The organism is Streptomyces griseofuscus (genome assembly GCF_014673495.1).
GTDB classification, from domain to species: Bacteria; Actinomycetota; Actinomycetes; order Streptomycetales; family Streptomycetaceae; genus Streptomyces; species Streptomyces murinus.
Genome location: NZ_CP051006.1, coordinates 4,996,875 through 5,023,144, shown reverse-complemented (window position 1 = coordinate 5,023,144; position 26,270 = coordinate 4,996,875). Strand labels below are relative to the sequence as shown.

The following is a 26,270-nucleotide window of genomic DNA, read 5'->3' as shown; positions in this document are numbered from 1 at the left end:
GTGGGATCGAGGTCAGGACCCCAGCACCGAGGCCAGGAACTCCCCGACCCAGGCGAGCAGTTCGCGTCCGACCAGCGGCTTGCCGCCCACCTTCGCGGTCTTCGGGCGGGGCACCAGCACCTGGTGCACGGCCGGCTTGATGACCGTACCGGGGTACAGCCGCTTGAGGCGCAGCTCCTGCGACTCGCGCAGCTCGACGGGCGCGAAGCGGATGTTGGGGCCCTGAAGGACGATCTCGCCGACCCCGCAGGCCCGCGCGAGCATCCGCAGCCCGGCCACCAGCAGCAGGTTCTCCACCGGCTCGGGCAGCTTGCCGTAGCGGTCGGTGAGTTCCTCGCGGACGGCCTTGATGTCCTCCTCCGAGTTGGCGGAGGCGATGGCGCGGTAGGCCTGGAGGCGCAGCCGCTCGCCGGGCGCGTACTCGTGCGGGACATGCGCGTCGACGGGCAGCTCGATCTTGACCTCCAGCGGCGCCTCCTCCTCGACCTCCCCCGTCTCCAACTGCCGCCGGTAGTCCGCGACCGCCTCCCCCACCATGCGCATGTACAGGTCGAAGCCGACGCCCGCGATGTGCCCGGACTGCTCGCCGCCGAGCAGATTGCCGGCGCCGCGGATCTCCAGGTCCTTCATGGCCACGTACATGCCCGCGCCCATCTCGGTGTGCTGGGCGATGGTCGCGAGCCGCTCATGGGCGGTCTCGGTGAGCGGCTTCTCCGGCGGGTACAGGAAGTACGCGTACCCGCGCTCGCGGCCACGCCCGACCCGGCCGCGCAGCTGGTGCAGCTGGGAGAGGCCGAAGGTGTCACCGCGCTCCACGATCAGGGTGTTCGCGTTGGAGATGTCGATCCCGGACTCCACGATGGTGGTGGAGACCAGCACGTCGAACTTCTTCTCCCAGAAGTCGACCACGACCTGCTCCAGGGCCGCCTCCGACATCTGTCCGTGCGCGGTGGCGATACGGGCCTCGGGCACGATGTCGCGCAGCCGGGCCGCCGCGCGGTCGATGGACTCGACCCGGTTGTGGATGTAGAAGACCTGGCCCTCGCGCAGCAGTTCACGCCGGATGGCGGCGCCGATCTGCTTCTCCTCGTACGGCCCCACGAAGGTGAGCACCGGGTGGCGCTCCTCGGGCGGGGTGGTGATGGTCGACATCTCGCGGATGCCGGTGACCGCCATCTCCAGGGTGCGCGGGATGGGGGTGGCGGACATGGTGAGCACGTCGACGTTGGCGCGCAGCTTCTTCAGCTGCTCCTTGTGCTCGACGCCGAAGCGCTGCTCCTCGTCCACGATGACCAGGCCCAGGTCCTTGAACTTGGTCTCCGAGGAGAACAGCCGGTGGGTGCCGATGACGACGTCCACCGCGCCCTCGCGCAGCCCCTCCAGGACGGCCTTGGACTCGGTGTCGGTCTGGAACCGGGAGAGCGCCTTCACACTCACCGGGAACTGTCCGTACCGCTCGGAGAACGTCCCGAAGTGCTGCTGCACCAGCAGTGTCGTCGGCACCAGGACCGCGACCTGCTTGCCGTCCTGTACGGCCTTGAAGGCGGCCCGCACCGCGATCTCGGTCTTTCCGTAGCCGACGTCGCCGCAGACCAGCCGGTCCATGGGGACCGACTTCTCCATGTCGTCCTTGACCTCGGCGATGGTGGTGAGCTGGTCCGGGGTCTCGGCGTAGGGGAAGGCGTCCTCCAGCTCGCGCTGCCAGGGCGTGTCGGAGCCGAAGGCATGGCCGGGGGCGGCCATCCGGGCGCTGTAGAGCTTGATCAGGTCGGCGGCGATCTCCTTGACGGCCTTCTTGGCGCGCGCCTTGGTCTTCGTCCAGTCGGCGCCGCCCAGGCGGTGCAGGGTGGGTGCCTCGCCACCGACGTACTTGGTGATCTGCTCCAGCTGGTCGGTGGGGATGTAGAGGCGGTCGCCGGGCTGGCCGCGCTTGGCGGGGGCGTACTCCACGACCAGGTACTCGCGGGTGGCGCCCTGCACGGTGCGCTGCACCATCTCGATGTAGCGGCCCACGCCGTGCTGTTCATGGACGATGTAGTCGCCCGGCTCCAGGGTGAGCGGGTCGATGGTCTTGCGGCGGCGGGCCGGCATCCGGGCGCCCTCGCGGCTCGCGGTGCGCTGCCCGGACAGGTCGGTCTCGGTGAGCACGGCGAGCTTGAGCCCGGGGTCCACGAGGCCGTACTCGATCGAGCCGCAGGAGACGTGCACGACGGAGGGGCTCAGCTCGCCGAGGTCGGTGTCCAGCCGGGCGGCGATGCCCTCGCCGCCGAGCACCTCGACGGTACGGGAGGCCGGACCGTGGCCCTCGGTGACGTACACCGTGCGCCAGCCGTCGGCGAGCCAGCCCTTGGTGTCGGCGAGCGCCCTGGCGGTGTCGCCGCGGTAGGTGTCGGGCGCGTGCATGCCCAGCTTCAGGGTGCCCGCGTCCAGTTCCTCGTCGGCGGCGAAGGGCGAGACGGACCACCACATCATGTCCAGCTCGCGCGCCCGGTCGCGGACATCGGCGATGGACCACAGGGAGGCCGCGTCGACGTCGATCGGTGCCTCGCCGCCGCCCGCGGTGGCCGCCCAGGATGCCTGGAGGAACTCCTGGCTGGTGGCCACCAGGTCGGCGGCGCGGGTACGGACCCGCTCCGGGTCGCAGACCACGGCCATCGACCCCTGGGGCAGCACGTCGAGGAGCAGCTCCATGTCGTCGACCAGGACCGGGGCGAGGGACTCCATGCCCTCGACCGCGATGCCCTCGGCGATCTTGTTCAGGAGTTCGCCCAGCTCCGGATGCTCCTCGGCGAGCAGCCGCGCGCGCTCGCGCACCTGGTCGGTGAGCAGCAGCTCACGGCAGGGCGGCGCCCACAGTCCGTGCTCGGCGACCTCCAGGGAGCGCTGGTCGGCGACCTTGAAGTAGCGGATCTCCTCGGCGTCGTCGCCCCAGAACTCGATGCGCAGGGGGTGTTCCTCGGTGGGCGGGAACACATCCAGGATGCCGCCGCGCACCGCGAACTCGCCGCGCTTCTCCACCAGCTCCACGCGGGCGTACGCCGCCGCCGCGAGGGCCTGGACGACCTCGTTCAGATCGGCGTTCTGACCGGTGCGCAGGGCCACGGGCTCCAGGTCGCCGAGGCCCTTGACCTGCGGCTGGAGCACGGAGCGCACGGGGGCGACGACGACGGAGACCGGGCCGGTCTCGGGGTCGTCCGCGCGGGGGTGGGCGAGGCGGCGCAGCACGGCCAGGCGCCGGCCGACGGTGTCGCTGCGGGGGCTGAGGCGTTCGTGCGGCAGCGTCTCCCAGGAGGGGTACTCCACGACGCCCTCGGCGGGCAGCAGCGAGCGCAGCGCCGCGGCCAGGTCCTCCGCCTCGCGGCCGGTCGCCGTGACCGCGAGGACCGTACGGCCGGACTCGCGGGCGAGGCCGGCGATCGCGAGGGGGCGGGCGGCCGGGGGGCCGACGAGGTCGACGTGCATACGGTTGCCGTCCGCGGCCGCCGTGATCGCTTCCGCGAGGGCGGGGTCCTTGACGATGGCGTCGAGCAGACCGTGCAGGCTCATGGGGCTTTCCGTCCAGGGTGGGCAACGCAAGCAGCCCGGCGCGGGGCGCGACCGGGGGTGTCCAGCGTACGACGCCGTCGGCTCGGCCGTCGGAGCCTGTGGACAAGTGGCCCTGCGCTGCCGTCGCCGCACCGCGTTCCCCACTCACCCACCCGAAACCGCCACCCGGGAACTTGCCCAAAAAGAACAAAACAGCAGAACCCGGTACCGAGAAGTCCCCCAAGACTCCTCGGTACCGGGTGCTCCCCCCGCAACCCCCGTATGCGGTGGTCGTCGGCCGAACCCGCGGCGGCTAGTCCGTGGCGATGGCGTTCAGGATGTTCATGCGGCCCGCGCGGAAGGCCGGGACGAGGGCGGCGAAGAGGCCCACGAAGGCGGAGCCGATGAAGACGCCGATGATCGTCGGCCAGGGGATGTCCAGGACGTTCAGCCCCTGGAGGGCGAGGAGCCGCTGGGCGGTCGCGCCCCAGCCCATGCCCAGGCCCAGGCCGAGCAGCGCGCCGAAGACGGCGATCACCACGGACTCCAGGCGGATCATGCGCCGCAGCTGGCGGCGGGAGAGACCGATGGCCCGCATCAGGCCGATCTCCCGGGTCCGCTCCACCACCGAGAGGGCCAGGGTGTTCACCACACCGAGGACCGCGACGATGATCGCCAGGGCCAGCAGGCCGTAGATCATGTTGAGCAGCTGGCCTATCTGGTCCTTGAGCACCTTCTTGTAGTCGGTCTGGTCGCGCACGGTCAGCGCCGGGTCGGCGTGCAGCGTCCGCTTCAGCGAGGTGTAGGCGGCGGCCTGCTGCCCGTCCTTGGCGGTGGCGAAGACCAGCTGGTCCAGCGGCATCCTGCTCGCCGGCACATACTTCGCGGCGGTCGCGATGGACGCGTACATCGCGCCCTTGTCGATCACGACGTCGTCGCTGGTGATGGCGCGGACCGTCAGCTTGGCGGCCCGGCCGTCCTTGAAGCCGACCGTGACCGTGGAGCCGAGCTTGATGCCGTGCTCCTTGGCGAAGCCCTCGAAGACGGACATCGAGTCGGGCCGGTAGGCGTCGGCGAGGTCACCGGCGACCGTCTTGGTGCGCAGATCCTTCGCGTAGGTCGCGTCGGCGGCGTTGATCGTCTCGTTCTTGGAGACCTTGCCGTCGGGCGTGCTCAGGGTGGCGTCGAGCAGCTTGTACTCGGTGACCCGTTCGAGGCCGGGCGTGGCCTTGATCTGCTGGACCATCTGCGGCTTGATGAAGGTGAACTCCTGGTCGCCCTGGATGATGAAGTCCGCGCCGACGGTCTTGTCCAGCTGATCGGTGGCCGAGGCCACCATCGAGGAGCCGACCACCGACAGGCAGGCCACCAGAGCGAGGCCGATCATCAGGGCGGCGCCGGTGGCACCGGTGCGGCGCGGGTTGCGCAGCGCGTTGCGCTCCGCCATCCGGCCGACCGGGCCGAAGACCCGCAGGATGATCGCGCCGAGGACACGGACCACACCGCCGGCGAGCAGCGGGCCGATCACCACGAAGCCGACCAGGGTGAGCAGCACGCCGATGCCCAGCAGGCTCGATCCGGACGTGGCCTTGTCGGCGGTCGCGGCGGCGTACAGGCTCCAGCCGCCGGCGCCGGTGAGCACCAGTCCGAGCACGGCGCGCACCGCACCGGCCCTGCCGTCGCTCGGGGCGCCTGCGTCGCGCAGGGCGGCCATCGGGGAGACCTTGCCGGCCCGGCGGGCGGGCAGATAGGCCGCGAGGACGGTGACCACGACACCCAGCAGCAGACCGAGCGCGGGCGTGGTCCAGGCGATCGTCAGGTCGTCCGTGGACAGCTCCATGCCCATGCCGCTCATGAGCTTCATCAGGCCGACCGCGATACCGACGCCCACGCCGACACCGAGCACGGAGCCGAGCACACCGAGCAGCAGCGCCTCGATCAGCACGGAGCGGTTGACCTGCCTGCGGGAGGAGCCGATGGCACGCATCAGGCCGATCTCGCGGGTGCGCTGGGCGACCAGCATGGAGAAGGTGTTGATGATCAGGAAGATGCCGACCAGGAAGGCGATCCCGGCGAAGCCGAGCATCGCGTACTTCATGACATTCAGGAAGCTCTCGACGCTCTTCTGGTTGGCGTCGGCGACCTCCTTGGCGGTGCGCACCTTGTAGCCGTGGCCGAGGGCGGCCGTCACGTTCTTCTTCAGCTGGTCGTCCGTGACGCCCTTGGCGGCGGTGACATCGACGTCCGTGAAGACACCGGTGCGCCCGATCAGGGTCTGCTGGGCGGTCCTGGTGTCCAGGTAGAAGATGGCCGCGCCGGGGTTGGTCACCTTGAAGGCGGCGATGCCGGACACACGGGCGTGGTGCGTGCCGACGACCGAGATCATGCCGATGTCGTCGCCCAGCTTCAGATGGTGCTTGGCGGCGGTGTCCTTGTCGACCATCACCTGGTCCGGGCCCTTGGGGGCCGTACCGGTGGTGATCTCCATGGTGCGGGCGTCATTGCCGTTCCAGCTGCCCACGATGGTCGGGGCGCCGCTGGTCGGCGACAGCTTGTCCTGCTTGGCGTCGATCACGGTCACCGAGGTGGAGAACACCGTGCCCTCGGCCGACCGCACGCCCTGTGTCCCGCGGACGGTGGAGACGACGGAGGCCGGCATCACCGGCGGCTTGCCGGTGCGGGAGGTGGTCTGGCCGGTGTCGGAGGAGCCCTGGGCGCTGACCGTGACATCCGAGGCGGTCGCCTGGAACAGCTTGTCGAAGGTGGTGTTCATGGTGTCCGTGAACACCAGGGTGCCGCAGACGAAGGCGACCGACAGCAGGACCGCGACCGCCGAGAGCGCCATGCGGCCCTTGTGCGCGAAGAAGTTGCGCAGGGAGGTTCTGAGCACGGTCATGACGTACGTCCCCGGGCGTCGAAGTCCTTCATGCGGTCCAGGACCTGATCGGCCGTCGGCTGGTACATCTCGTCCACGATCCGGCCGTCGGCCAGATACAGCACCCGGTCCGCGTACGAGGCGGCGACCGGGTCATGGGTCACCATGACGATGGTCTGGCCGAGTTCGTCCACCGAGCGGCGCAGGAAGCCCAGCACCTCGGCGCCCGCCCGCGAGTCCAGGTTTCCGGTCGGTTCGTCACCGAAGATGATCTCCGGGCGGGCGGCGAGCGCGCGGGCCACGGCGACGCGCTGCTGCTGGCCGCCGGACAGCTGGGTCGGCCGGTGCTTGAGCCGCCCGGCGAGGCCGACGGTCTCCACGACCCGGTCCAGCCAGACGCGGTCGGGTTTGCGGCCGGCTATGTCCATCGGCAGCGTGATGTTCTCCAGCGCGTTCAGCGTCGGCAGCAGGTTGAACGCCTGGAAGATGAAGCCGATACGGTCCCGGCGCAACTGGGTGAGCTTCTTGTCCTTCAGGCCGGTGATCTCGGTCTCGTCCAGATGGATCTGACCGCTCGTCACGGTGTCCAGGCCCGCGAGGCAGTGCATCAGTGTGGACTTGCCGGACCCCGAGGGGCCCATGATCGCGGTGAACTGGCCCCTGGCGATGTCCACGTCGACATGGTCCAGGGCGACGACACGGGTCTCCCCGGAGCCGTACGCCTTCACGACCTGCCGCGCCCGCGCGGCAACGGCCGTCAGCCCTCCAGTGCCCCCGTGCCTGGGAATGGTCACAGCCGATGTCACGGTATGTCTCCTATATCGGTCGGCAGATGCGTGTGCGATGCCCCGGTGGTCCGGTGCATGCGGGTTCCGGCCACGTCCGTGCGCGGTGCTGTCCGCGTCGGGCGTGGTCCCGGCTTCATCGATGAGTCTCGCGTCCGGCGAGGGTGCGGCGCGCTGGTGCGGAGCCCCCTCTTCAGCAGGGGGAAAACCCCACCCCTGCGGTCGGGCCGCCACCCCCCAGCGGCGTAAAGCCAGCTTAAGGAACGCCCCCGCCCCCGCTCGTCCTCCGCCGGGACGAGCCCTCCCCGACCCCTTGTACGGAGATACCCCTAGGGGTCCCCCACCCCCGGGTGGACCCCTTCTCAGGGTTCGCCTCCACCCTCGGGGTGGGTCCTTCTCCGCCCCGGTCGCTACTCCAGGACCGCCTGGCCGGTCAGCGCCGTCAACTTGCTGCGCACAAGGTCCATATGGGCCTGCACATCGTCCCAGGTCGCGCTGTGTTCGCGCAGGACCCGCTCCGTCTCCTGGGCGATACGGTCGGCGCGGGCATGAGCCTCGGCGACAATCGTGGCCGCGCGGGCGTGCGCCTCCTCCTCGCACCGGCGGCCGTACTCCTCCGCCTCCGCCAAGGCGCGCCCCGCCGCGGCCACTTCCTCCTCCGCGCGGGCCACCAGCTCGGCCTCGCGCGCCTCCAGGGCCGCCGCCTCCCCGCTCTCCGCGCGCTCGGCACTGGCCCAGTGCTCGGCCTGTTCCCGGGACCGCTCGGCGAGCAGATCGGCGGTGCGCCGCCGTACCTCGCGCAGCGCCTCCAGGGATTCCTTGCGGCCCTCCTTCACCGCGCGCCGCGCGCCGACACGCAGCGCGTCGGCCTCCGCCCGGGCGGCGAGCAGCAGTTGGCGGGCACGTTCATGGGCCTCCGCGCGCAGTGCGTCCGCGTCCTCCTGCGCGGCCAGGCGCACGCCCTCCGCCTCCGCCACCGCCCGTGCGACCCGCTCACGCGCCTCGCACCGCGCACGCTCCCGCAGTTGCCGCGCCTCCTCCAGCGCGAGCTGGAACAGCCGGCGGGCGCCGTCGTCGAGCGTGTCGTACTCCTGCGGCCGGAGCCGGGAGACCACCTCGCGCAGCCGCGCGGCCTCCGCCGCCATTTCCTTGGCCAGCACGGTCAGCCGCGCGGCACGCTCCCACGCGGCGTCCCGGTCCGCGGACAGCGCCTCCAGGTACGCGTCGACCTGCGCGGGGCGGTACCCGCGCCCCCGGCCGGTCGCGAAGCCGTCCGGCGGCATCCATGCGCAGCTCACTCGGGAACCCCTCTCCGACGGACAGGCACGACAGCAAGAGTTCGCGCACATCGTGACGGATAGGGCTTAACTGTTCATAACGCGACACTCCGCGGCCGTGTCACGGGCGGAGTGCCGCGGTTCACCGTCCCCGGGGTGTTCCCGGCCCCCGGGGCGTTCCCGCGGGCCGGGCTACAGCAGCCCGTCCCACATCTGTTCCAGCAGCACCGACCACCAGCTCTCCGGCGATCCCAGCGCCGCCGGGTCCAACGCGGCCAGCTGCGCCTGGAAGTCGACGGTCCAACGGCCCGCCTGCTCCTGGTTCAGCCCGTACCGCAGCCGCCACATCCGGCCCAGCAGCGCCAGGCAGCGCACGAACTCCGGCAGCCCGGTGTTCACGAACTGCGGCGGCACCGGCGCACCACCCGGACCGGCCTCCACCGGCACGGCCACGATGTGCGCCGTCCCGTACTGCACACACAGCGCCTTGCCGAAGTCCGTGCCCATCACCAGGTACGACCCCGCGTCCGCCGCGGGCGCCACCCCGCGCTCGGCCGCCAGCTCCGCCAGCGTCGGCACCGGACGGCCCGGCTGCGCCTGCGCCCAGAAGAACGGGCCCATGTCCACCGGCAGTCCGGCCACCACCAAGGTGTGCGCCACGACCGGCGGCACCCCCTGCCGGGACACCGCCTGCTGCTCGAACCGGAAGACCCCCGGCCCGAACGCCGCCGCCAGCTCCTGCCCGGCGGCCTCCGGCGGCACCGGCGGCGCGGCCTGCACCGGCGGCAACGGCGCACGCACCGGCGCGGGCCGCGCGGGACCGTCCGCCACCTGATGCAACTCACCCTGATGAGCCAGCAGTTGACCCATCCCCTGCTGCCGGCTCGCATGGTCCGTGCCGTACGGCGCGATGCTCGTGATCCGCGCCTGCGGCCACTGCTCCCGGATCATCCGCGCACAGTAGGCACCCGGCAGCTCGCACGACTCCAGCTCCGTGTGCAGCTCCAGCACCTGGTCCGGCGGCACGTTCATCGACCGCAGCTCATGGAAGATCTGCCACTCCGGATGCGGCGTACCCGGCGCCGAACGCCGGATCAGCTGCTGCTCCGAACCGTCCTGCGCCCGGTACCGCAGCACGGCCTGATACCCCGGGCCCACCGTCGGCTGCCCGGCCTGCGGATACCCGTACCCCGCGGGCTGCCCCGGCATGGGGGCGGCCATCTGCGCGGGAGGCATCGGCGGCGCACCGGGCGCACCCGGAGGCACACCGGGCGCTCCGGGCATGGCCGGCGGCGGGGGCGGCGGCACACCGGGGCCGCCCACGGGAGGCGCCGCCAGCATGGTCTCCGCCTGGTGTACGGCACCGCGCGCACCCGGCGCCGCGGGGGCACCGGGCGCACCGGGAGCGCCAGGGGGCTGCGGGGCACCGGGAGCCGCGGGGGGCTGGGGCGCGCCGGGGACGGGAGGCATCCCGGGAGCACCCTGCGCACCGGGCGCGCCCGGCATCCCCGGGGGCGCCGGAGGCTGCGGGACACCGGGACCCATCTGAGCGGGGCCGGCCAGCATCGTGGCCGCGTGGTGCACATCGCCCGGGGGCGTCATGGACGGCTCCGGGGCGGCCGGCGCGCCGCCGCGACCGCCCGCCGTACCGTCCTGTCCCGCCAGGCCCTCCGGGTCGATCGCGGACACAAGACGCGTCGGCACATAACCGCCCGAGGACGCACCCGGCGCGGGCGGCGGTGGCACACTCCCCGGACGCGCGCCCGGCGCACCCGGGGCGCCCGGCGGCGGAGGCGGCACCCCCACCCCGCCGCGCGCCTTCTTCGGCGGCGGCGCGGCCTTGCTCGTCGCGGCGTCCGCGATGTCCCCGGCGTTCGGCGCGAGCGGCCGCTCGCCCGCACCGGGACCGGCGACCGGAACACCCGGACCGCCCGGAACCTGCGGCGGAACGGCCGGCGGCGGCGTGCTGCCCGGCGGCACCGGCGCACCGGGACCCTGCGGATAGCCGTAGGCCGAAGCGTCCGGAACCGGCGGCGGGGGCGGCGTACTCCCCAGCGGCGCGCCCGGCGCACCACCCGGAACAGGCGAACCACCCGGCACGCCCGGCGCGTTCGGCAGATCCAGCGCCGGAGCGATCGCCGTACGCGGCAACTGGCTGCCGCCCGACATCAGCGCCGTCTTCGCGTCCGGCACCGAGACCGGCGGCCGCGGCGCGTCATCGTCGGCACCGCTCAGCGGCGGCGCGAACACCGTCGCGGGCAACGGCACCGAACGGTCGTCGTCCTCACCCGCGCCCCCGTTCGTGTCCGTACCGGCCCACGGGGTCGCCCCTACGGGCACCTCGGCGGGAGCGGGAGAAGGCGCGGGAACCGCAGGTGCGGGAGCCGCAGGAGCCGCGGGAGTCGACGGAGGCCCGGCCGGCGTCCGCGCCGGATCGCCCCCGGCCGAGACCCCGGCGCCCTCCGAAGCACCCGAACCCGCGGCCCCGGCCCCCTGCGAGGCACCAAAATCCGCGGCCGGCTGCCGCCGCTCCCCTATCCCCATCTTGTCCGCCGCCTCCTGCAACCACTCCGGAGGAGTCAGCAGGAACGACGTCTGATTCAGATCCAACCGCGCCGCCGGCGCCGGCGCCGGCTCCTCCGGCCCGTCAGGACGGCCGTACTCCTCCTCGTACCGGCGGATCACCTCACCCACCGGCAACGCCGGCCACAACGTGGCCTCACCGCTGTCCCGGGCGATCACCAGCCGCTGCGCACCCGCATCCGACCGCGGCCCCTCCGCCCGGTCCTCACCCCACACCACGAACCCCAGCTCGAACTCCCGCACCCGCACCTCACGGTGCTGATACGCGGGCACATCGCCGTTGATCCACTCCTCGGCGCGCTCCTGCGCCTGCGCGTACGTCACCATCGCCAGCTCACTCCCCCACCGGGCCGGAAGACACCGGGACGACACGCGCGAAACCGCCGTCCACCATCAGATTCGCCACCGTCTCCAACTCCGGCGGATTACCCGCCAGCCGGGACAGGAACGCGTCGAAGTCATCACCGCACGGCAGCAGCAGACGCTCCACCCGCTCCGCCGGCGGCCACGACGGATCCACATCCCGCACATCGTCGTACGCGCAGAACCACACCGAACCGAGCCGCTCGCCCTTCACCTTCACCGCGAGCAACCCGCCCTGCACGAACGACACCCCGAGATAGTCCTTCGTCAGGTGGTCGCGCAGACACTTGTTCACATAGACCAGGTCATTGACCGCGGCCTCGTCCCGCACCGTGAAGAACGGCTGGTCCAGCAGCAACCCCAGCTCGGCGAGCAGCGCCGTACCCACCGGAGCACAACCGCCCGCCGCCTTCAGGAAGTCACGATAGGCACCCGGCAACCGGTACCCCAGATCCTCCTCGACACCCTGCACCTGCGCCTCGGTCACCGCCACACCCGACTTCGGCAGACCGAAATGCGCGGGCCGCGTCTCCTGCAACGGCCGCGTACCCCGCTTGCCGTGGTCCACCGGAGCCGTCGCCACCCCACCGTGATGCCGCAGCAACGCCTTCACATCGACCGGAACCAGCTCCAGCCGCCGCGTGCCCGCCACGTGATGCCACGTCCAGCCATGCGGCGTCGCCACATCCGGCACCGTGTCCCACCACTCGTGCCCCGCCGCGGCCAGCGCCGCGTTCGCCGACACATAGTCCGTCAGCCGCAACTCGTCGACGCCAAAACCCTCCGGCGGCTCCGCGATCTCCACCGCCACCCGCGCGTACGGCGAGAAGTCCGGAAAACCCCGCTCGTCGACCCGCACCCCACCAGGATGCCGCGCCGCCCGCACCGGATCCGGGAAATGCACGACCTGCCCCGAGTACGCCGCGTTCGGCGGCACGGCCTGTCCCCCCTGGCGGCCGGGAGGTGTCCCCAGCCCGAGCCGACCTGTCGTCATGGCGGTTGCCCCCTGAGGCGTTCTCTTAGGCCTGAACGGCGGTGTCCATCGCGGATGCCGACAGCCTAAGCGGTACCCGAACCCCGGTCACCGGCCCACCGCGTCCCCGCGACACACACCACAACCGCCACCCACCACCCCCACCCCACCTCCGTGACCAACCGTCACCCCACCGTGACCGACCCCACCCATCACGGGCGTGTCGCACCGCCCCAGCTTCCGCGCGACCCACGGCATTTGGCACCCTGTGTCCTTCGGGGGACAGCCCGGGGAGGGAAAGCCAACATGAATACCTTGCAGACCGGAGGTACCGACGTGCGCGCCGGCGACCCGCGCATCGACTGGAGCGGCACCGAGGCACCCACCGCACCCACCCTGCGGCAACGCCGCGACGGCATCCTGCCCACCGTCGCCGCCGCCCTCTCCGTCCACGGCACCACCCTCACCGGCACCGCCGCCCGCGGCGAGGAACCCCCCACCCTGCACCCCCTCGTCCAGGACTTCCTGGACACCCTCCCCAGCGCCCAACGCGACCGCTTCACCGGCCGCTGCGCCGAAACCATCCTCATCTCCCGGCACCTCGCGGCCGCCGACGCCACCCGCAGCAAACGCGCCTCCCGCAGACCCATGACCAACGGCGAGGCCCGCAAAGCCCTCAAACACGCCAAACTCACCGCCCGCCGCATACGCGAGGACGGCGACCCCCTGCACGGCAGCTTCGCCACCCCCTGCCGCGCATGCAGCGCCCTCACCTCCCACTTCGGCGTCCGCGTCGTCGACCCCACCGCCAACGACTGACCACGCGGACACCCCGCACCACCCCGTCAGCACGACGGACGAGCACGACGAACGAAGGGCAGATGCACGCCGACCGCACCTCCACCACGCGCTTCCCCGTCCCCGTCGACGCCGCACTGCGCGCCGCCGGCTGGCAACCCGGACGCTGGGACATAAAGCAGGCCGAGATCTGGGCCGACACCCTGCGCGAACACACCTCACCCGCCGGACACCGGCACACCGTCTTCCCCGCCGCCGTCGAAGCCTGGGCCGAATTCGGCGGCCTGCACATCGCCCCCGGCGGCAGCGGACGCCAGATCGCCCCCGCCACCCTCCACCTCGACCCCCTGCACGGCCGCCACCTCGCCCGCACCCTCGGCGACCTCGGCCGCGCCCTCGGCACCGAGCTCTGCCCCCTCGGCACCGAGACCGACACAGCCGCCGCCCTCGCCATCGACACCGAGGGCCGCGTCTACGGCCTCGACCACACCGGCGACTGGTACCTCGGCCCCGACATCGACCACGCCCTGGCCGCCCTCATCACAGGCATAGAACCCGTACGACTCACCGCGGGCTGAGCACCGGGGCCCGAAAACCCCCGCCCTACACCGCCGGAATCACCGCCGACACCCGGAAACCCCCCGCATCCGTCGGACCCGACACGAACACCCCGCCCAGCCCCAGGACCCGCTCCCGCATCCCCAGCAGCCCATTGCCACCCGACGGCAGACCCGCCGCCGACGCCGAGCCCGGCTCCGACGGCGGCTCGTTCTCCACCTGCATCGCGATCTCCGACACCCGATGCGCCAACCGCACATGCGTCTTCGCCCCCGCCGCATGCTTGTGCACGTTCGTGAGCGCCTCCTGCACCACCCGGTACGCCGTCTGCTCCACCTCCGCCGCGTACGACCGCGCCTCCCCCTGCACCGACAGCTCCACGACCATCCCCGCAGCCGCCGACTGCCCCACCAACTCCTCCAGCTCCGACAGCCACGGCCCCTCACCGGCCTCCTCGACCACCCGCGAAGCAGCGGCGGCGGCCGCCGCGGCAGCCTCACCCACCGCCGCCAACGGCACCCCCACCGGACGCCGGCCGCCGCCCGCGTCCGCATCCCCCGCCCGCAGCACCCCGAGCATCTCCCGCAACTCCGTCAACGCCTGCCGCCCCATGTCCCCCACCAGCGCGGCATTGCGCACCGCCTTCTCCGGATCCTTACGGGCCACCGCCTGCAACGCCGCCGCGTGCACCACCATCAGACTCACCCGGTGCGCCACCACGTCGTGCATCTCCCGCGCGATCCGCGTCCGCTCCTCGTTACGCGCCCACTCGGCCCGCTCCTCGGCACGCTCCGCCAGCAGCTGAAGCTCCCGCTCCAGACTGTCCGCCCGCTCCCGCAGACTCTCCATCAACCGCCGCCGCGCCCCCACGTACAGCCCCAGCAGCACCGGCGGAGCCGTCAGCCCCAACGCCGTCGCCACCGCGGCGAACGGCACGAACCAGTCACCGAGCGTCAGATCGCCGCGCGCCATGTCCTGCCGGACCCGTACGAACGTCACCACCGCCGTGCCCACCAGCGACATCCCCGCCAGCGCCCCGATCACCCGGCGCGGCACCTCGGCCGCGGCCAGCGTGTACAGGCCGACGATGCCCAGCAGGAAACCCATCTGCGCCGGGGTCACCGCGATCGCCACCAGCACCACGGCGACCGGCCACTTGCGCCGTACCAGCAGCACGACACCGGCCACCGCGCCGAACAGGACACCCGCCCAGACCGGGATCCCCGCGTCCCGGGCGAAACCGATCCCCTCCGCGCCGCACTCCAGCGCGGACGCCAGCGCCAGCGCGCCGTCGAACACCGCGCTGCGCCGGCGTGGCCACCACCAAGGGCCGGTCAGCCCCCTGGTGTGCTCTTCCCCCGTCATGGTCATGCGTCCAGCCTACGGGCGACGCGTGCGGCTTTTCCGGTGACTTTCGCCTACCTCCACACACCACACTCCGTAACCAACCGACATCGAAACCTCCCGGTATCACTCGAACTACTGAACTCGTTCCGTTCGACCCCGGAAGTACGCGTTCCGCCTGGACGGTATGCCCATGGCACACACCCACGGCAAACACACCGACTTCGAGGACCTACGGAAACAGGCGGTGGCACTGCGACGGGCGGGCGAGCCGAGGTGCACGCCGGAAGAACAGCGGGCCCGGATGAACGCGGGGCTGGCGAGACTGCGGGCGTCCCAGGAAGGAGAGAGGGCGGCGACGAGGCAAGCGGAGGGTGACGCGGGACCGTCTCACCCTTCGCGTCCGCATCCACGAAACCGCGGACGTCGAAGCCGCCGAGAAGTACTGGGCAGACATCGCCGGCATCGACGTGTCCGCATTCAGCAGGGCCACGCTGAAGAAGCACAACCCGCGAACCGTCCGGAAGAACACGGGTGACAGCTACCGCGGTTGCCTCACGATCCATGTCAGGCAGAGCGCCGCCTTGTACCGTCGCATGGAAGGCGCTTGGTACGGCATAGTAGGAGGCGCCGTTCGGCAGCCGGAATAAATGTCCGGTTTAGTCGTTCCCCCGTGGTGTAATTGGCAGCACTGTGGCTTTTGGTGCCATCTGTCCGGGTTCGAGTCCTGGCGGGGGAGCAATTGCCAAGTTCGGGTCCTGACCGGCCGACGCCCCCTCAGGCCCCGCCCCCATATCCCCCAAACCCCGCCCCGGTATCCTGCGGCTGTTCCCCACCCTCAGAGCCGAAGGGCAAACCGTGAGTGCCATTCGCCCGGCAGCCGTCGTCGTTCTCGCAGCGGGTGAGGGCACCCGTATGAAGTCGGCCACACCCAAGGTGCTGCACCAGATCTGCGGCCGCTCCCTCGTGGGCCATGTGCTCGCCGCCGCCCGCGAGTTGAAGCCCGAGAACCTGGTCGTCGTCGTCGGCCACGCCCGTGAGCAGGTCACCGCGCATCTGACGGAGACCGACCCGGCCGCCCGCACCGCCGTGCAGGAGCAGCAGAACGGCACCGGACACGCCGTACGGATGGGCCTGGAAGAGCTGGGCGGGACCGTGACCGGCACCGTCGTCGTGGTCTGCGGCGACACCCCGCTGCTGACCGCCGAGACGCTGCGCGGCCTCGCCGAGACCCATCAGGCCGACGGCAACGCCGTGACCGTGCTGACCGCCGAGGTCCCGGACGCCACCGGGTACGGCCGGATCGTGCGGGACGAGGCGTCGGGCGCGGTGACCGCGATCGTGGAGCACAAGGACGCGAGCGCGGAGCAGCGGGCGATCCGGGAGATCAACAGCGGGGTGTTCGCGTTCGACGGCCGGCTGCTGGCGGACGCGCTGACGAAGGTGCGCAAGAACAACAGCCAGGGCGAGGAGTACCTGACCGACGTACTGGGGATCCTGCGCGAGGCCGGGCACCGGGTCGGGGCGTCGGTGGCGGGTGATCACCGGGAGATCGCGGGGATCAACAACCGGGTGCAGCTGGCGGAGGCACGCCGGATCCTGAACGACCGGTTGCTGACGCTGGCGATGCTGGACGGTGTCACCGTGGTGGACCCGGCGACCACGTGGGTGGATGTGACCGTGACGTTCGAGCGGGACGCGGTGGTGCACCCGGGTACGCAGCTGACCGGCGCCACGCATCTCGCGGAGGGCGCGGAGGTCGGCCCGAACAGCCGGCTGAAGGACACCAAGGTGGGCGCGGGGGCGCGGGTGGACAACACCGTGTCGGACGGGGCCGTGGTGGGTGCGGGGGCGAGCGTGGGGCCCTACGCGTATCTGCGTCCGGGGACGCGGCTCGGCGCGAAGGGCAAGATCGGGACGTACGTCGAGACGAAGAACGCGCGGATCGGTGAGGGCACGAAGGTGCCGCATCTGTCGTACGTGGGCGATGCGACGATCGGTGAGCACACGAACATCGGTGCGGCGAGTGTGTTCGTCAACTATGACGGGCAGGACAAGCACCACACGACGATCGGGTCGCATTGCCGTACGGGTTCGGACAACATGTTTGTGGCGCCTGTCACGGTCGGGGACGGTGCGTACACCGCCGCCGGGTCCGTGATCACGAAGGATGTGCCGCCCGGTTCGCTGGCCGTGGCCCGTGGTCAGCAGCGGAATATCGAGGGCTGGGTGGCTCGGAAGCGGCCGGGGAGTGCGGCGGCGAAGGCTGCTGAGGACGCCTCCCGGCAGGTCGGTGGCGAGGACTGACCGGAAACGGGTGCGTCAAAGTCGGCGTACCGTGATAAGTGCACATCCGCACGTGTGCACCCGCACCCCTACCAGCTGATTCGGCCTCTCACGCTCGGACGGGAGGCCGGTCGAGACTTCGGCTGGGTTGAGACAACCTCTGAGGAGACAGTGCTGTGACCGGGATCAAGACGACCGGCGAGAAGAAGATGATGTTCTTCTCCGGCCGCGCCCACCCCGAGCTTGCCGAGGAGGTCGCCCAGCAGCTGGGTGTCGGGGTCGTCCCGACGAAGGCCTTCGATTTCGCCAACGGTGAGATCTACGTTCGCTATCAGGAGTCGGCCCGTGGTGCGGACTGCTTCCTGATCCAGAGCCACACGGCTCCGATCAACAAGTGGATCATGGAGCAGTTGATCATGATCGACGCGTTGAAGCGTGCGTCCGCCCGCTCCATCACGGTGATCGTGCCGTTCTACGGTTACGCCCGTCAGGACAAGAAGCACCGTGGTCGTGAACCGATCTCGGCGCGTCTGATCGCGGATCTGATGAAGACGGCGGGTGCCGACCGGATTCTGACCGTGGATCTGCACACGGATCAGATCCAGGGCTTCTTCGACGGTCCGGTGGATCATCTCTTCGCGCTGCCGCTGCTGGCGGACTACGTGGGCGAGCAGGTGGACCGGAACAAGCTGACGGTGGTGTCGCCGGACGCGGGCCGGGTGCGGGTGGCGGACCGTTGGTGCGACCGGCTGGGCGCGCCGCTGGCGATCGTGCACAAGCGGCGTGACAAGGACGTGGCGAACCAGGTGACCGTCCACGAGGTCGTGGGTGAGGTCAAGGGCCGGGTCTGTGTGCTGGTGGACGACATGATCGACACCGGTGGCACGATCTGCGCGGCCGCGGACGCGTTGTTCGCGCATGGTGCGGAGGATGTCATCGTGACGGCGACGCACGGTGTGCTGTCGGGTCCGGCGGCGGACCGGCTGAAGAACTCCCGGGTGAGCGAGTTCGTGTTCACGAACACGCTGCCGACGCCGGCGGAGCTGGGTCGTGAGCAGGACAAGATCACGGTGCTGTCGATCGCTCCGACGATCGCGCGTGCGGTGCGTGAGGTGTTCGAGGATGGTTCGGTGACCAGCCTCTTCGACGAGCAGTGAGGTTTCTTCAGGTCGGCCGTCCCGGCTAGCTGAAGATCCTTTTGGTACGGCCTCCGGGTCCGGGTAAGCTTCTGGAGTTGCTCGGCGAGGGAGGCCGTACGTGTGCGTACGGCGGTCCGTTATCGACGCGCTCTTCGTAGCAGGCCGTTCGTGGCCGGGTGACCACGTCCGTTCCTAGTACTACGAGGAGTGATTCACATGTCCGAGGTGAAGATCGCCGCCGAGTCCCGCACCGAGTTCGGCAAGGGTGCGGCCCGCCGCATCCGCCGTGAGAACAAGGTTCCGGGTGTCCTGTACGGCCACGGTTCCGACCCGGTGCACCTGACCCTGCCGGGCCACGAGCTGCTGCTGGCGCTGCGCACGCCGAACGTCCTGATCTCCCTGGACATCGACGGCAAGACCAACGAGCTGGCGATCCCGAAGTCGGTCGTGCGCGACCCGCTGAAGGGCTTCCTGGAGCACGTCGACCTGCTGCTGGTCAAGCGCGGCGAGAAGGTCAACGTCGAGATCCCGGTGCACACCGAGGGCGAGCTGGCCCCGGGTGGCAACCTGCTGGAGCACGTCCTGTCCGCGCTGCCGGTCGAGGCCGAGGCCACGCACATCCCGGAGTCGGTCACCGTCTCCGTGGAGGGCCTGGAGGCCGGTGCCTCCATCCACGCCAAGGACATCAAGCTCCCCAGTGGTGTCTCGCTGGCCGTCGAGGAAGACGCCGTCGTTCTCCAGGTTCTCCAGGCCCAGGCCGAGGAGACCGAGGGCGAAGCGGCCGCGGCCGAGGGCGACGAGGCCGCCGAGGCCTGATCCTCGCCCCGTCATCATCTGTTCAGCCGCCGCTCTCCTGAGGGGGAGCGGCGGCTGGCGCGTATCGAGGAGACATGGACGTGACCACCCCCGCCAATGACCCCTGGCTGGTTGTCGGGCTCGGGAATCCCGGGCCGGAGTACGCGATGAACCGGCACAACGTCGGTTTCATGGTGGTGGACCTGCTCGCGCAGCGGATCGGGGGGAAGTTCAAGCGGGCGGGGAAGGCGCAGGCGCAGGTCCTGGAGGGCCGGATCGGTCCCGCGGGTCCGGGCAATCGCCGGGTGATCCTGACGAAGCCGATGTCGTACATGAATCTGTCCGGTGGCCCGGTGAACGCGCTGAAGGACTTCTACAAGGTGCCGGTGGCGAACATCGTGGCCGTGCACGACGAGCTGGACATCGACTACGGCACGCTGCGGCTGAAGCTGGGCGGCGGTGACAACGGGCACAACGGTCTGAAGTCGATGACGAAGGCGATGGGCGCGGAGTATCACCGGGTCCGGTTCGGGATCGGTCGTCCGCCGGGTCGTATGCAGGTGGCGGACTTCGTGCTGAAGGACTTCTCGTCCGCGGAGCGCAAGGAGCTGGACTACTTCGTGGACCGTGCGGCGGACGCGGTGGAGGCTCTGGTGATCGAGGGCCTGGAGCGGGCGCAGGGCACGTACAACTCCTGACTTGTACGGCTTTGCCGCGGGGCCGAGTTGACCGGTCGCAGGGGTATGGCCAATGATCCCGGCCATGCCCCCCACCGCCAGCCGTTCCGCCCGTCAGGCGTCCTTGTCCGCGTTGCGGTTCGGGCGGGTCGCGACGATGGGCGCGATCGCCGCGTTGATCGTGTTCGCGGGGGTGTGGGGTTCCTGGGGGAACGCCCAGCATGTGCTGCTGACCAAGGGCCGCGAGCAGGGCACGGTGAAGGTGACCGCGTGTGCGGACGGTACGTGCAGTGGGCCGTTCTCGCCGACGTCGGCGGGGGCGCGGGCCCGTGCGCGGGTGGAGATCGCGGAGGCGGTCGCGGTGCGCAGGGGGCGGACGTACGACGTGGTGCTGAAGCCGGGTGGTTCGGACGCGCTGCGTTCGGGTCCGGCGGGGATCCTGTACGCCTGGGTGCCGCTGGGCGGCGCGCTGTTGCTGGCCTCGGTGGTGGTCGCGGGCGGGATGCGGCTGCGGCGGCTGGCGTGGGGGCTGGGGCTCGCGGGCGCAGGGCTGCTGACGGCGGCGTTCATCGCGGTGCAGTGAGGCTGTGACATGGGGGTGCCCCCGGGGTCGTACGACCCCGGGGGCACCCTTGTTCGCGGCTGTCGGTCAGCCGGTGTTGCGCAGGCCCGCCGCCACGCCGTTGACGGTGAGGAGCAGGGCGCGGGAGAGCAGCGGGTCGGGTTCGCCGCCGGCGGCTGCCTCGTCGCGCTGGCGCTTGAGCAGGGCGACCTGGAGGTAGGAGATGGGGTCCAGGTAGGCGTCGCGGATGGTGAAGGTCTGCTTGAGGACGGGCTGGGCGTCGAGGAGTTCGTCGCCGCCGGTGATGCGCAGAACCTCGCGGACGGTGAGTTCGTGTTCGGCCTTGATGGTGTCGAACACGTGCTTGAGTTCGTCGGGGACGAGGGTGTCGACGTAGTGCTGGGCGATCCGCAGGTCGGTCTTGGCGAGGGTCATCTCGACGTTGGAGATGAAGTTGCGGAAGAAGTGCCACTGTTCGTGCATCTCGTCGAGGACGCCGTCCAGGCCCGCCTCGCGCAGGGCCTTGAGGCCGGAGCCGACGCCGAACCAGCCGGGGACGATCTGCCGGGACTGGGTCCAGCCGAACACCCAGGGGATGGCGCGCAGTCCGTCGAGGGAGACGCCGGAGCCGGGGCGCCGGGAGGGCCGTGAGCCCAGGTGCAGGTCGGCGAGCTGGTCGACCGGTGTGGAGGCGAGGAAGTACGTCGGCAGGTCGGGGTCCTCGACGAGCTCGCGGTAGGCGGCGTGGGCGGCGTCGGAGACGACGTCCATGGCCGCGTCCCAGCGGGCGAGGGCCTCGTCGGACTGGCGGGGCGCGGTGTGCAGGGCGGAGGCCTGGAGGGTGGCGGCGACCGTCAGTTCCAGGTTCTCCCGGGCCAGGGACGGGATCAGGTACTTGTCGGAGATGACCTCGCCCTGTTCGGTGACCTTGATCTCGCCTTCGAGGGTGCCCCAGGGCTGGGCGAGGATGGCGTCGTGGGAGGGGCCGCCGCCGCGGCCGACGGTGCCGCCGCGGCCGTGGAAGAGGCGCAGGCGCACGCCGTAGCGGTGGGCGACGTCGCGCAGCCGGCGCTGGGCGCGGTGGATCTCCCACTGGCTGGTGGTGATGCCGCCGAACTTGGAGGAGTCGGAGTAGCCGAGCATGACCTCCTGGACGTCGCCGCGCAGCGCGACCAGGCGCCGGTAGGACGGGTCGGAGAGCATGTCCTCCAGGATGGTGTCGGCGGCGCGCAGTTCGTCGGTGGTCTCCAGGAGGGGGACGATGCCGATCTTGGCCCAGCCGGCGTGCAGGTCGAGGAGTCCGGCCTCGCGGGCGAGGACGGCGGCGGCGAAGACGTCGTCGGCGCCCTGGCACATGGAGATGATGTAGGACTCGATGACCTCGGGTCCGAAGACGTCGAGGGCCTTCTTGACGGTGCTGAAGACGCCGAGGGTCTTGGCGCCCGCGGCGTCGACGGGGGCCGGGACGGGGGCGAGCGGCCGGCGGGAGCGCAGTTCCTTGGCGAGGAGCTTGCTGCGGTACTCGCGGGGCATGTCGGCGTAGCGCCAGGATTCCTCGCCGAGCCGGTCGAAGAGCTGGCCGAGGGCGTGGTGGTGGGCGTCGGCGTGTTCGCGGACGTCCATGGTGGCGAGCTGGAGGCCGAAGGCGGCGAGGGTGCGGATGGTGCGGGCGAGCCGGCCGTCGGCGAACAGGGCGCCGCGGTGGCGGCGCAGGGATTCCTGGATGAGGCGCAGGTCGGCGAGGAGTTCGGCGGTGCCGAGGTAGTCGCGGCCGTCCTCGTGGGTGGTGCCCTTGGCGAGGCGCTGCTTGGTGTTCTCCAGCTTCTGCCGGATGCAGGTGGCCTTGAGGCGGTAGGGCTCCTCGGCATTGAGGCGCTTGTAGCGGGGGCTGATCTCGGGCAGCCGGTCGAGGTCGGTGCGCAGGGAGTCGAGGAGTTCCTCGGTGGCTCCGGTGTAGCGGATGGAGTTGGAGAGGAGTCCGCGCAGTTCGTCGATCATCTCCAGGGCGTCGTTGATGCCGTGTTCGTGCTGGAGGATGAGGACGTCCCAGGTGACCTGGGGGGTGACGTTGGGGTTGCCGTCGCGGTCGCCGCCGATCCAGGTGCCGAAGGTGAGGGGGCGGGTGTCGTCGGGCAGGTGGACGCCGACGCGCTCCAGTTCGGCGGTGAGGTCCTCCAGGACGTCGCCGACGGCGTCGGCGTGCAGTTCGTCCAGGTAGTAGATGGCGTTGCGGGCCTCGTCGGCGGGTTCGGGGCGGACGACGCGCAGTTCGTCGGTCTGCCACACCAGGTCGATGTTCTCGGCGAGGCGGATGTCGTGGCGGCGGCGGTCGGAGTCCAGGACGGGGGTGTCCAGGAGGGCCGCGACGCGCCGGAGCTTGTTGAGGACGGACCGGCGGGCGGCCTCGGTGGGGTGCGCCGTGAAGACGGGCCGGACGTTGAGGTGGTGGACGGTGGACCGCAGGTGTTCGGGATCGGCGTCCTTGAGGCGGTCGGCCGTACGGGCGATGAGGCCGCCCTCGGCGGCGCGCCTGGCGCGCAGTTCGCGGCCTCGGTGCACCTGTTCGGCGATGTTGGCGAGATGGAAGTAGGTGGAGAAGGCGCGGACGAGCTTGGCGGCGGTCTCCAGTTCGGTGCCGCGCAGCAGCTCGGCGGCGGCCTCTCCGTCCTCGCGGGTGAGGCGGCGGACCTTCTCGACCAGTTCGAGGAGTTCGGGGCCCTCCTGCCGTACGAGGGTCTCGCCGAGGAGATCACCCAGGCGGCGGATGTCGGCGCGCAGCTCGGTGCTCGTCGTGGTGGTCTGGTCGTCGGCACTGCTCACAGGTGCGGCTCCTTGCAGTGTTGAAGCGTCTCGGGGAGGTACCCGGCCGTCTGCCGCGCGGTCTGTGCCGCATACGGGCCGGAGCGTCCGGGAAGGAAACTTCAGCGGACCGCGCTGTCCGACCGATTCCAAGGATAGGTGTCGATGGGGACGCGCAGGCTAGCAGGGCTCTTGCCGCCGCTCGACTCACTGCCATACTTACGTTGCCGTAGGTTACGGAACCGTAGGGACGTGTGGACTCCCCGCGTCCGGTTTCGCCGGCCCGGCACACCCACCCCCGACCCTCGACCCCACAGGGGACGCGCATGACCTCACATTCCGATGTGATCGACGAAGCCCGTAAGGCCACCGACACTTCCCCTCCGCCGGCCACGCTGGGCGGTGAGAAGAAGCGGTCGATCGAGCAGATCACGCTGCTGCTGTTCATCACCGTTCCGTTCCTGGCGCTGGTGGCCGCGGTGCCGCTGGCCTGGGGCTGGGGGGTGAGCTGGCTCGATGTGGGCCTGCTGGTGTTCTTCTATTACCTGGGGTGCCACGGCATCACCATCGGTTTCCACCGCTATTTCACCCACGGTTCGTTCAAGGCGAAGCGGCCGTTGCGGATCGCGCTGGCGATCATGGGATCGCTGGCGGTGGAGGGGCCGCTGGTGCGCTGGGTGGCCGATCACCGCAAGCACCACAAGTTCTCCGACGCGGAAGGCGATCCGCACTCCCCGTGGAAGTACGGCGAGACGGTTCCGGCGCTGCTCAAGGGACTGTGGTGGGCACATATCGCCTGGATGTTCGACGAGGAGCAGACCTCGCAGGAGAAGTACGCGCCGGATCTGGTCAAGGACCCGGCGCTGCGGGCGATCTCCCGGCAGTTCGTGCTGTGGACGGCGCTGTCCCTGACGCTGCCGGCGCTGATCGGTGGCCTGGTGACGATGTCCTGGTGGGGCGCGTTCACCGGGTTCTTCTGGGGTTCACTCGTGCGGGTGGCGCTGCTGCATCATGTGACGTGGTCGATCAACTCGATCTGTCACGCGGTCGGCAAGCGGCCGTTCAAGTCCCGGGACCGTTCGGGCAATGTGTGGTGGCTGGCGGTGCTGTCCTGCGGCGAGTCCTGGCACAACCTGCACCATGCCGATCCGACGTCGGCGCGGCACGGGGTGATGCGCGGGCAGCTCGACTCCTCGGCCCGGTTCATCCGGATCTTCGAGCGGCTGGGCTGGGCGTACGACGTGCGCTGGCCGTCACGCTCGCGTATCGATTCGCGCCGCAACGACGCGGATGGCGGCTCCCGGCGCCGGAAGGAGGCCGCTGAGGCGGCATGATTGACGCCGTGGCGACCGATTCCAGCAGCAATCCAGGAACTGACAAAGACAAGCAGCGGCGGACCCGCCGGACCCGTATGACCGGTGCCGAGCGCCGCCAGCAGTTGCTGGAGATCGGTCGCACGCTCTTCGCGGCGAAGGGGTTCGAGGGCACCTCGGTGGAGGAGATCGCGGCGAAGGCCGGGGTCTCCAAACCGGTGGTGTACGAGCACTTCGGCGGCAAAGAGGGGCTGTACGCGGTGGTGGTCGACCGTGAGATGCGGTGCCTGCTCGACATGGTGACCGGATCGCTGACGGCCGGCCATCCGCGTGAGCTGTGCGAGCAGGCGGCGTTCGCGCTGCTCGACTACATCGAGGAGTACACGGACGGTTTCCGTATCCTCGTGCGCGATTCGCCGATCCCGCAGTCGACGGGGTCCTTCGCGTCGCTGATCTCCGACATCGCCACGCAGGTGGAGGACATCCTGGGCCGCGAGTTCAAGTCCCGCGGCTTCGACCCCAAACTCGCCCCCCTCTACGCCCAGGCCCTGGTCGGCATGGTCGCCCTGACCGGCCAGTGGTGGCTGGACGTGCGCCGCCCGAAGAAGGCGGAGGTGGCGGCACATCTGGTGAACCTGGCCTGGCACGGCCTGGACGGCCTGGAGCAGCGACCGCGGCTGATAGGTCACCGGAAGAGCTGAGGTTCACCGGAAAGGTGACACTAGTGGTCACTTGAGTGCACCTTGTGGAATGATGGCCGCATGACTCAGATCGCGATCAGCGCCGCCCGTTCCCAGCTCGGCGACCTCGTTCGTCGCGCTGCGCACAGTCGCGAGACCATCGCCCTGACCGATCACGGGCATGTGGCCGCGCTCCTCGTATCGCCACAGGTGATAGAGGATCTCGAGGACGCCTTGGCGGTCGCCGACTACCAGCGACGCAAGGCGGAGGGGACGTTGGGCGAGGGCATCCCGATGGCAGAGGTGCGCAGGCGACTGGGGCTCGAAAAGCCGTGACATACGAGATCATCTTCGAACCGCACGCCCTCAATGCCGCGACACGGTTCCTGAAGGACGACCCCGCGGGGCTCGCGAAGGTGCTGGACGCGATCGACGAACTGGCGCACAATCCACGGCCGGTGACATCGGCGGCATACGGCCCGGGTATCCGTCGCCTTCGCGTCGACGCCTACCGCGTCCTCTACGTCATCGACGACGCGGTGATCCACATCCTGGTCACCCACCTCGGCCGGACCGTCTGACCGGTTCCAGGAATTCCAGCCGGTTGCCGACCGGGTCCTCGGAGTAGAAGCGGAGATGGCCGGGGAGGTTGTCGTCCCAGGTCACGGAGGCGCCGTGGGTGGTGAGCCGGGTGGCGTAGGACGCGATGTCGTGGACCTGGAGGCCCGGGTGGGCCTTCTTCGCGGGGTGGAAGGCGGGGTCGATGCCGAGGTGGATGCGGACGGGGCCGGCCTCGAACCAGCAGCCGCCGCGGGCCGCGAGCACCGGCGGTTTGGCGACCTCGGTCATGCCGAGGACATCGACGTAGTACGAGCGCAGCGCGTCCTCCGATCCGGGCGGCGCCGCGAGCTGTACGTGATCGAGGGCCACCAGCATGG

The 26,270-nt window shown here is 70.7% G+C and carries 20 protein-coding genes and 1 tRNA gene; 12 read left to right on the top strand and 9 right to left on the bottom strand.

The features are described from left to right. Positions 1–12: 12 nt before the first annotated feature. The 6 genes from mfd to HEP81_RS22505 form a co-directional block, all read right to left on the bottom strand. Positions 13–3,546 carry a transcription-repair coupling factor gene (mfd, locus tag HEP81_RS22530; RefSeq protein ID WP_037653734.1) on the bottom strand — a complete coding sequence of 1,178 codons (3,534 nt, stop codon included), beginning with the start codon at positions 3,544–3,546 and terminating at the stop codon, positions 13–15. 292 nt (positions 3,547–3,838) lie between these two features. After that, positions 3,839–6,421, bottom strand: a complete 2,583-nt coding sequence (locus HEP81_RS22525) for an ABC transporter permease (RefSeq protein WP_037653736.1) — start codon at positions 6,419–6,421, stop codon at positions 3,839–3,841. Continuing rightward, a complete protein-coding gene (locus tag HEP81_RS22520; protein WP_037653738.1) occupies positions 6,418–7,206 on the bottom strand; it encodes an ABC transporter ATP-binding protein in 789 nt (262 codons plus the stop codon). Before HEP81_RS22520 ends, HEP81_RS22525 begins: the two co-directional genes overlap by 4 nt. 389 nt (positions 7,207–7,595) lie before the next feature. Further along, a complete protein-coding gene (locus HEP81_RS22515) occupies positions 7,596–8,483 on the bottom strand; it encodes a coiled-coil domain-containing protein (protein WP_037653739.1) in 888 nt (295 codons plus the stop codon). Between the two features lie 171 nt (positions 8,484–8,654). Continuing rightward, positions 8,655–11,372, bottom strand: a complete 2,718-nt coding sequence (locus HEP81_RS22510; RefSeq protein ID WP_078967255.1) for an SUKH-4 family immunity protein — start codon at positions 11,370–11,372, stop codon at positions 8,655–8,657. A 7-nt stretch (positions 11,373–11,379) separates the two neighbouring features. Continuing rightward, positions 11,380–12,402, bottom strand: a complete 1,023-nt coding sequence (locus tag HEP81_RS22505) for an SMI1/KNR4 family protein (RefSeq protein ID WP_078967256.1) — start codon at positions 12,400–12,402, stop codon at positions 11,380–11,382. A gap of 285 nt (positions 12,403–12,687) precedes the next feature. Here HEP81_RS22505 and HEP81_RS22500 point away from each other — a divergent pair, with 285 nt between their 5' ends. Both HEP81_RS22500 and HEP81_RS22495 read left to right on the top strand, forming a co-directional pair. Continuing rightward, complete coding sequence (locus tag HEP81_RS22500; RefSeq protein ID WP_037653742.1) at positions 12,688–13,200, top strand: YwqJ-related putative deaminase; 513 nt, start codon at positions 12,688–12,690, stop codon at positions 13,198–13,200. Positions 13,201–13,262: 62 nt separating this feature from the next. Further along, on the top strand, positions 13,263–13,757 hold the full coding sequence (locus HEP81_RS22495) for an SUKH-3 domain-containing protein (protein ID WP_037653743.1): 495 nt from the start codon (positions 13,263–13,265) through the stop codon (positions 13,755–13,757). 25 nt (positions 13,758–13,782) lie between these two features. Here HEP81_RS22495 and HEP81_RS22490 read toward each other — a convergent pair whose 3' ends face one another. Further along, positions 13,783–15,108, bottom strand: a complete 1,326-nt coding sequence (locus HEP81_RS22490) for a sensor histidine kinase (protein WP_037653744.1) — start codon at positions 15,106–15,108, stop codon at positions 13,783–13,785. Between the two features lie 640 nt (positions 15,109–15,748). Between HEP81_RS22490 and HEP81_RS22485 the strand changes: the two genes are divergently transcribed. The 6 genes from HEP81_RS22485 to HEP81_RS22460 all read left to right on the top strand — a co-directional run bounded on the left by HEP81_RS22485 (position 15,749) and on the right by HEP81_RS22460 (position 20,561). Continuing rightward, a tRNA-Gln gene (locus tag HEP81_RS22485) sits at positions 15,749–15,820 on the top strand. Positions 15,821–15,939: 119 nt separating this feature from the next. Beyond that, the gene (gene glmU / locus HEP81_RS22480; RefSeq protein WP_078967257.1) at positions 15,940–17,388 is read left to right on the top strand and encodes a bifunctional UDP-N-acetylglucosamine diphosphorylase/glucosamine-1-phosphate N-acetyltransferase GlmU; all 1,449 of its coding nucleotides are present in this window, start codon (positions 15,940–15,942) and stop codon (positions 17,386–17,388) included. A gap of 155 nt (positions 17,389–17,543) precedes the next feature. Then, a complete protein-coding gene (locus HEP81_RS22475; protein ID WP_037653747.1) occupies positions 17,544–18,524 on the top strand; it encodes a ribose-phosphate diphosphokinase in 981 nt (326 codons plus the stop codon). Positions 18,525–18,722: 198 nt separating this feature from the next. After that, entirely contained in the window at positions 18,723–19,322 is a 600-nt protein-coding gene (locus HEP81_RS22470; protein WP_037653748.1) for a 50S ribosomal protein L25/general stress protein Ctc, read from the top strand. Between the two features lie 74 nt (positions 19,323–19,396). Then, positions 19,397–19,999, top strand: a complete 603-nt coding sequence (gene pth, locus HEP81_RS22465) for an aminoacyl-tRNA hydrolase (RefSeq protein WP_037653749.1) — start codon at positions 19,397–19,399, stop codon at positions 19,997–19,999. A gap of 52 nt (positions 20,000–20,051) precedes the next feature. Continuing rightward, a complete protein-coding gene (locus tag HEP81_RS22460) occupies positions 20,052–20,561 on the top strand; it encodes a hypothetical protein (RefSeq protein ID WP_106979883.1) in 510 nt (169 codons plus the stop codon). 66 nt (positions 20,562–20,627) lie between these two features. On the opposite strand, the gene ppc is transcribed toward HEP81_RS22460, so the two are convergent. Beyond that, positions 20,628–23,360 carry a phosphoenolpyruvate carboxylase gene (ppc, locus tag HEP81_RS22455; protein ID WP_037653750.1) on the bottom strand — a complete coding sequence of 911 codons (2,733 nt, stop codon included), beginning with the start codon at positions 23,358–23,360 and terminating at the stop codon, positions 20,628–20,630. A gap of 305 nt (positions 23,361–23,665) precedes the next feature. Between ppc and HEP81_RS22450 the strand changes: the two genes are divergently transcribed. The 4 genes from HEP81_RS22450 to HEP81_RS22435 are packed head-to-tail and all read left to right on the top strand — an operon-like array spanning position 23,666 to position 25,913. Further along, positions 23,666–24,673: an acyl-CoA desaturase gene (locus tag HEP81_RS22450; protein ID WP_037653751.1), complete on the top strand. Its 1,008-nt coding sequence runs from the start codon at positions 23,666–23,668 to the stop codon at positions 24,671–24,673. Continuing rightward, the gene (locus HEP81_RS22445; RefSeq protein WP_037653752.1) at positions 24,670–25,353 is read left to right on the top strand and encodes a TetR/AcrR family transcriptional regulator; all 684 of its coding nucleotides are present in this window, start codon (positions 24,670–24,672) and stop codon (positions 25,351–25,353) included. The genes HEP81_RS22450 and HEP81_RS22445 overlap by 4 nt, the downstream gene beginning before the upstream one ends. 60 nt (positions 25,354–25,413) lie before the next feature. Next, positions 25,414–25,668, top strand: a complete 255-nt coding sequence (locus tag HEP81_RS22440; RefSeq protein ID WP_037653754.1) for a type II toxin-antitoxin system Phd/YefM family antitoxin — start codon at positions 25,414–25,416, stop codon at positions 25,666–25,668. Further along, positions 25,665–25,913, top strand: coding sequence for a type II toxin-antitoxin system RelE family toxin (locus HEP81_RS22435; RefSeq protein ID WP_037653755.1), 249 nt, complete (start codon positions 25,665–25,667; stop codon positions 25,911–25,913). The genes HEP81_RS22440 and HEP81_RS22435 overlap by 4 nt, the downstream gene beginning before the upstream one ends. On the opposite strand, the gene HEP81_RS22430 is transcribed toward HEP81_RS22435, so the two are convergent. Further along, on the bottom strand, positions 25,888–26,268 hold the full coding sequence (locus tag HEP81_RS22430) for a VOC family protein (protein WP_037653756.1): 381 nt from the start codon (positions 26,266–26,268) through the stop codon (positions 25,888–25,890). The genes HEP81_RS22435 and HEP81_RS22430 overlap by 26 nt on opposite strands. Between the last annotated feature and the right edge of the window lie 2 nt (positions 26,269–26,270).

Coding starts and splice junctions, on each gene's coding strand:
- HEP81_RS22510 (WP_078967255.1), bottom strand. CDS start 11,372: ATGGTGACGTACGCGCAGGCGCAGGAGCGCGCCGAGGAGTGGATCAAC.
- HEP81_RS22430 (WP_037653756.1), bottom strand. CDS start 26,268: ATGCTGGTGGCCCTCGATCACGTACAGCTCGCGGCGCCGCCCGGATCG.
- pth (WP_037653749.1), top strand. CDS start 19,397: ATGGACGTGACCACCCCCGCCAATGACCCCTGGCTGGTTGTCGGGCTC.
- mfd (WP_037653734.1), bottom strand. CDS start 3,546: ATGAGCCTGCACGGTCTGCTCGACGCCATCGTCAAGGACCCCGCCCTC.
- HEP81_RS22495 (WP_037653743.1), top strand. CDS start 13,263: ATGCACGCCGACCGCACCTCCACCACGCGCTTCCCCGTCCCCGTCGAC.
- HEP81_RS22525 (WP_037653736.1), bottom strand. CDS start 6,421: ATGACCGTGCTCAGAACCTCCCTGCGCAACTTCTTCGCGCACAAGGGC.
- HEP81_RS22505 (WP_078967256.1), bottom strand. CDS start 12,402: ATGACGACAGGTCGGCTCGGGCTGGGGACACCTCCCGGCCGCCAGGGG.
- HEP81_RS22440 (WP_037653754.1), top strand. CDS start 25,414: ATGACTCAGATCGCGATCAGCGCCGCCCGTTCCCAGCTCGGCGACCTC.
- HEP81_RS22490 (WP_037653744.1), bottom strand. CDS start 15,108: ATGACCATGACGGGGGAAGAGCACACCAGGGGGCTGACCGGCCCTTGG.
- HEP81_RS22500 (WP_037653742.1), top strand. CDS start 12,688: ATGAATACCTTGCAGACCGGAGGTACCGACGTGCGCGCCGGCGACCCG.
- HEP81_RS22445 (WP_037653752.1), top strand. CDS start 24,670: ATGATTGACGCCGTGGCGACCGATTCCAGCAGCAATCCAGGAACTGAC.
- HEP81_RS22450 (WP_037653751.1), top strand. CDS start 23,666: ATGACCTCACATTCCGATGTGATCGACGAAGCCCGTAAGGCCACCGAC.
- HEP81_RS22470 (WP_037653748.1), top strand. CDS start 18,723: ATGTCCGAGGTGAAGATCGCCGCCGAGTCCCGCACCGAGTTCGGCAAG.
- HEP81_RS22460 (WP_106979883.1), top strand. CDS start 20,052: ATGATCCCGGCCATGCCCCCCACCGCCAGCCGTTCCGCCCGTCAGGCG.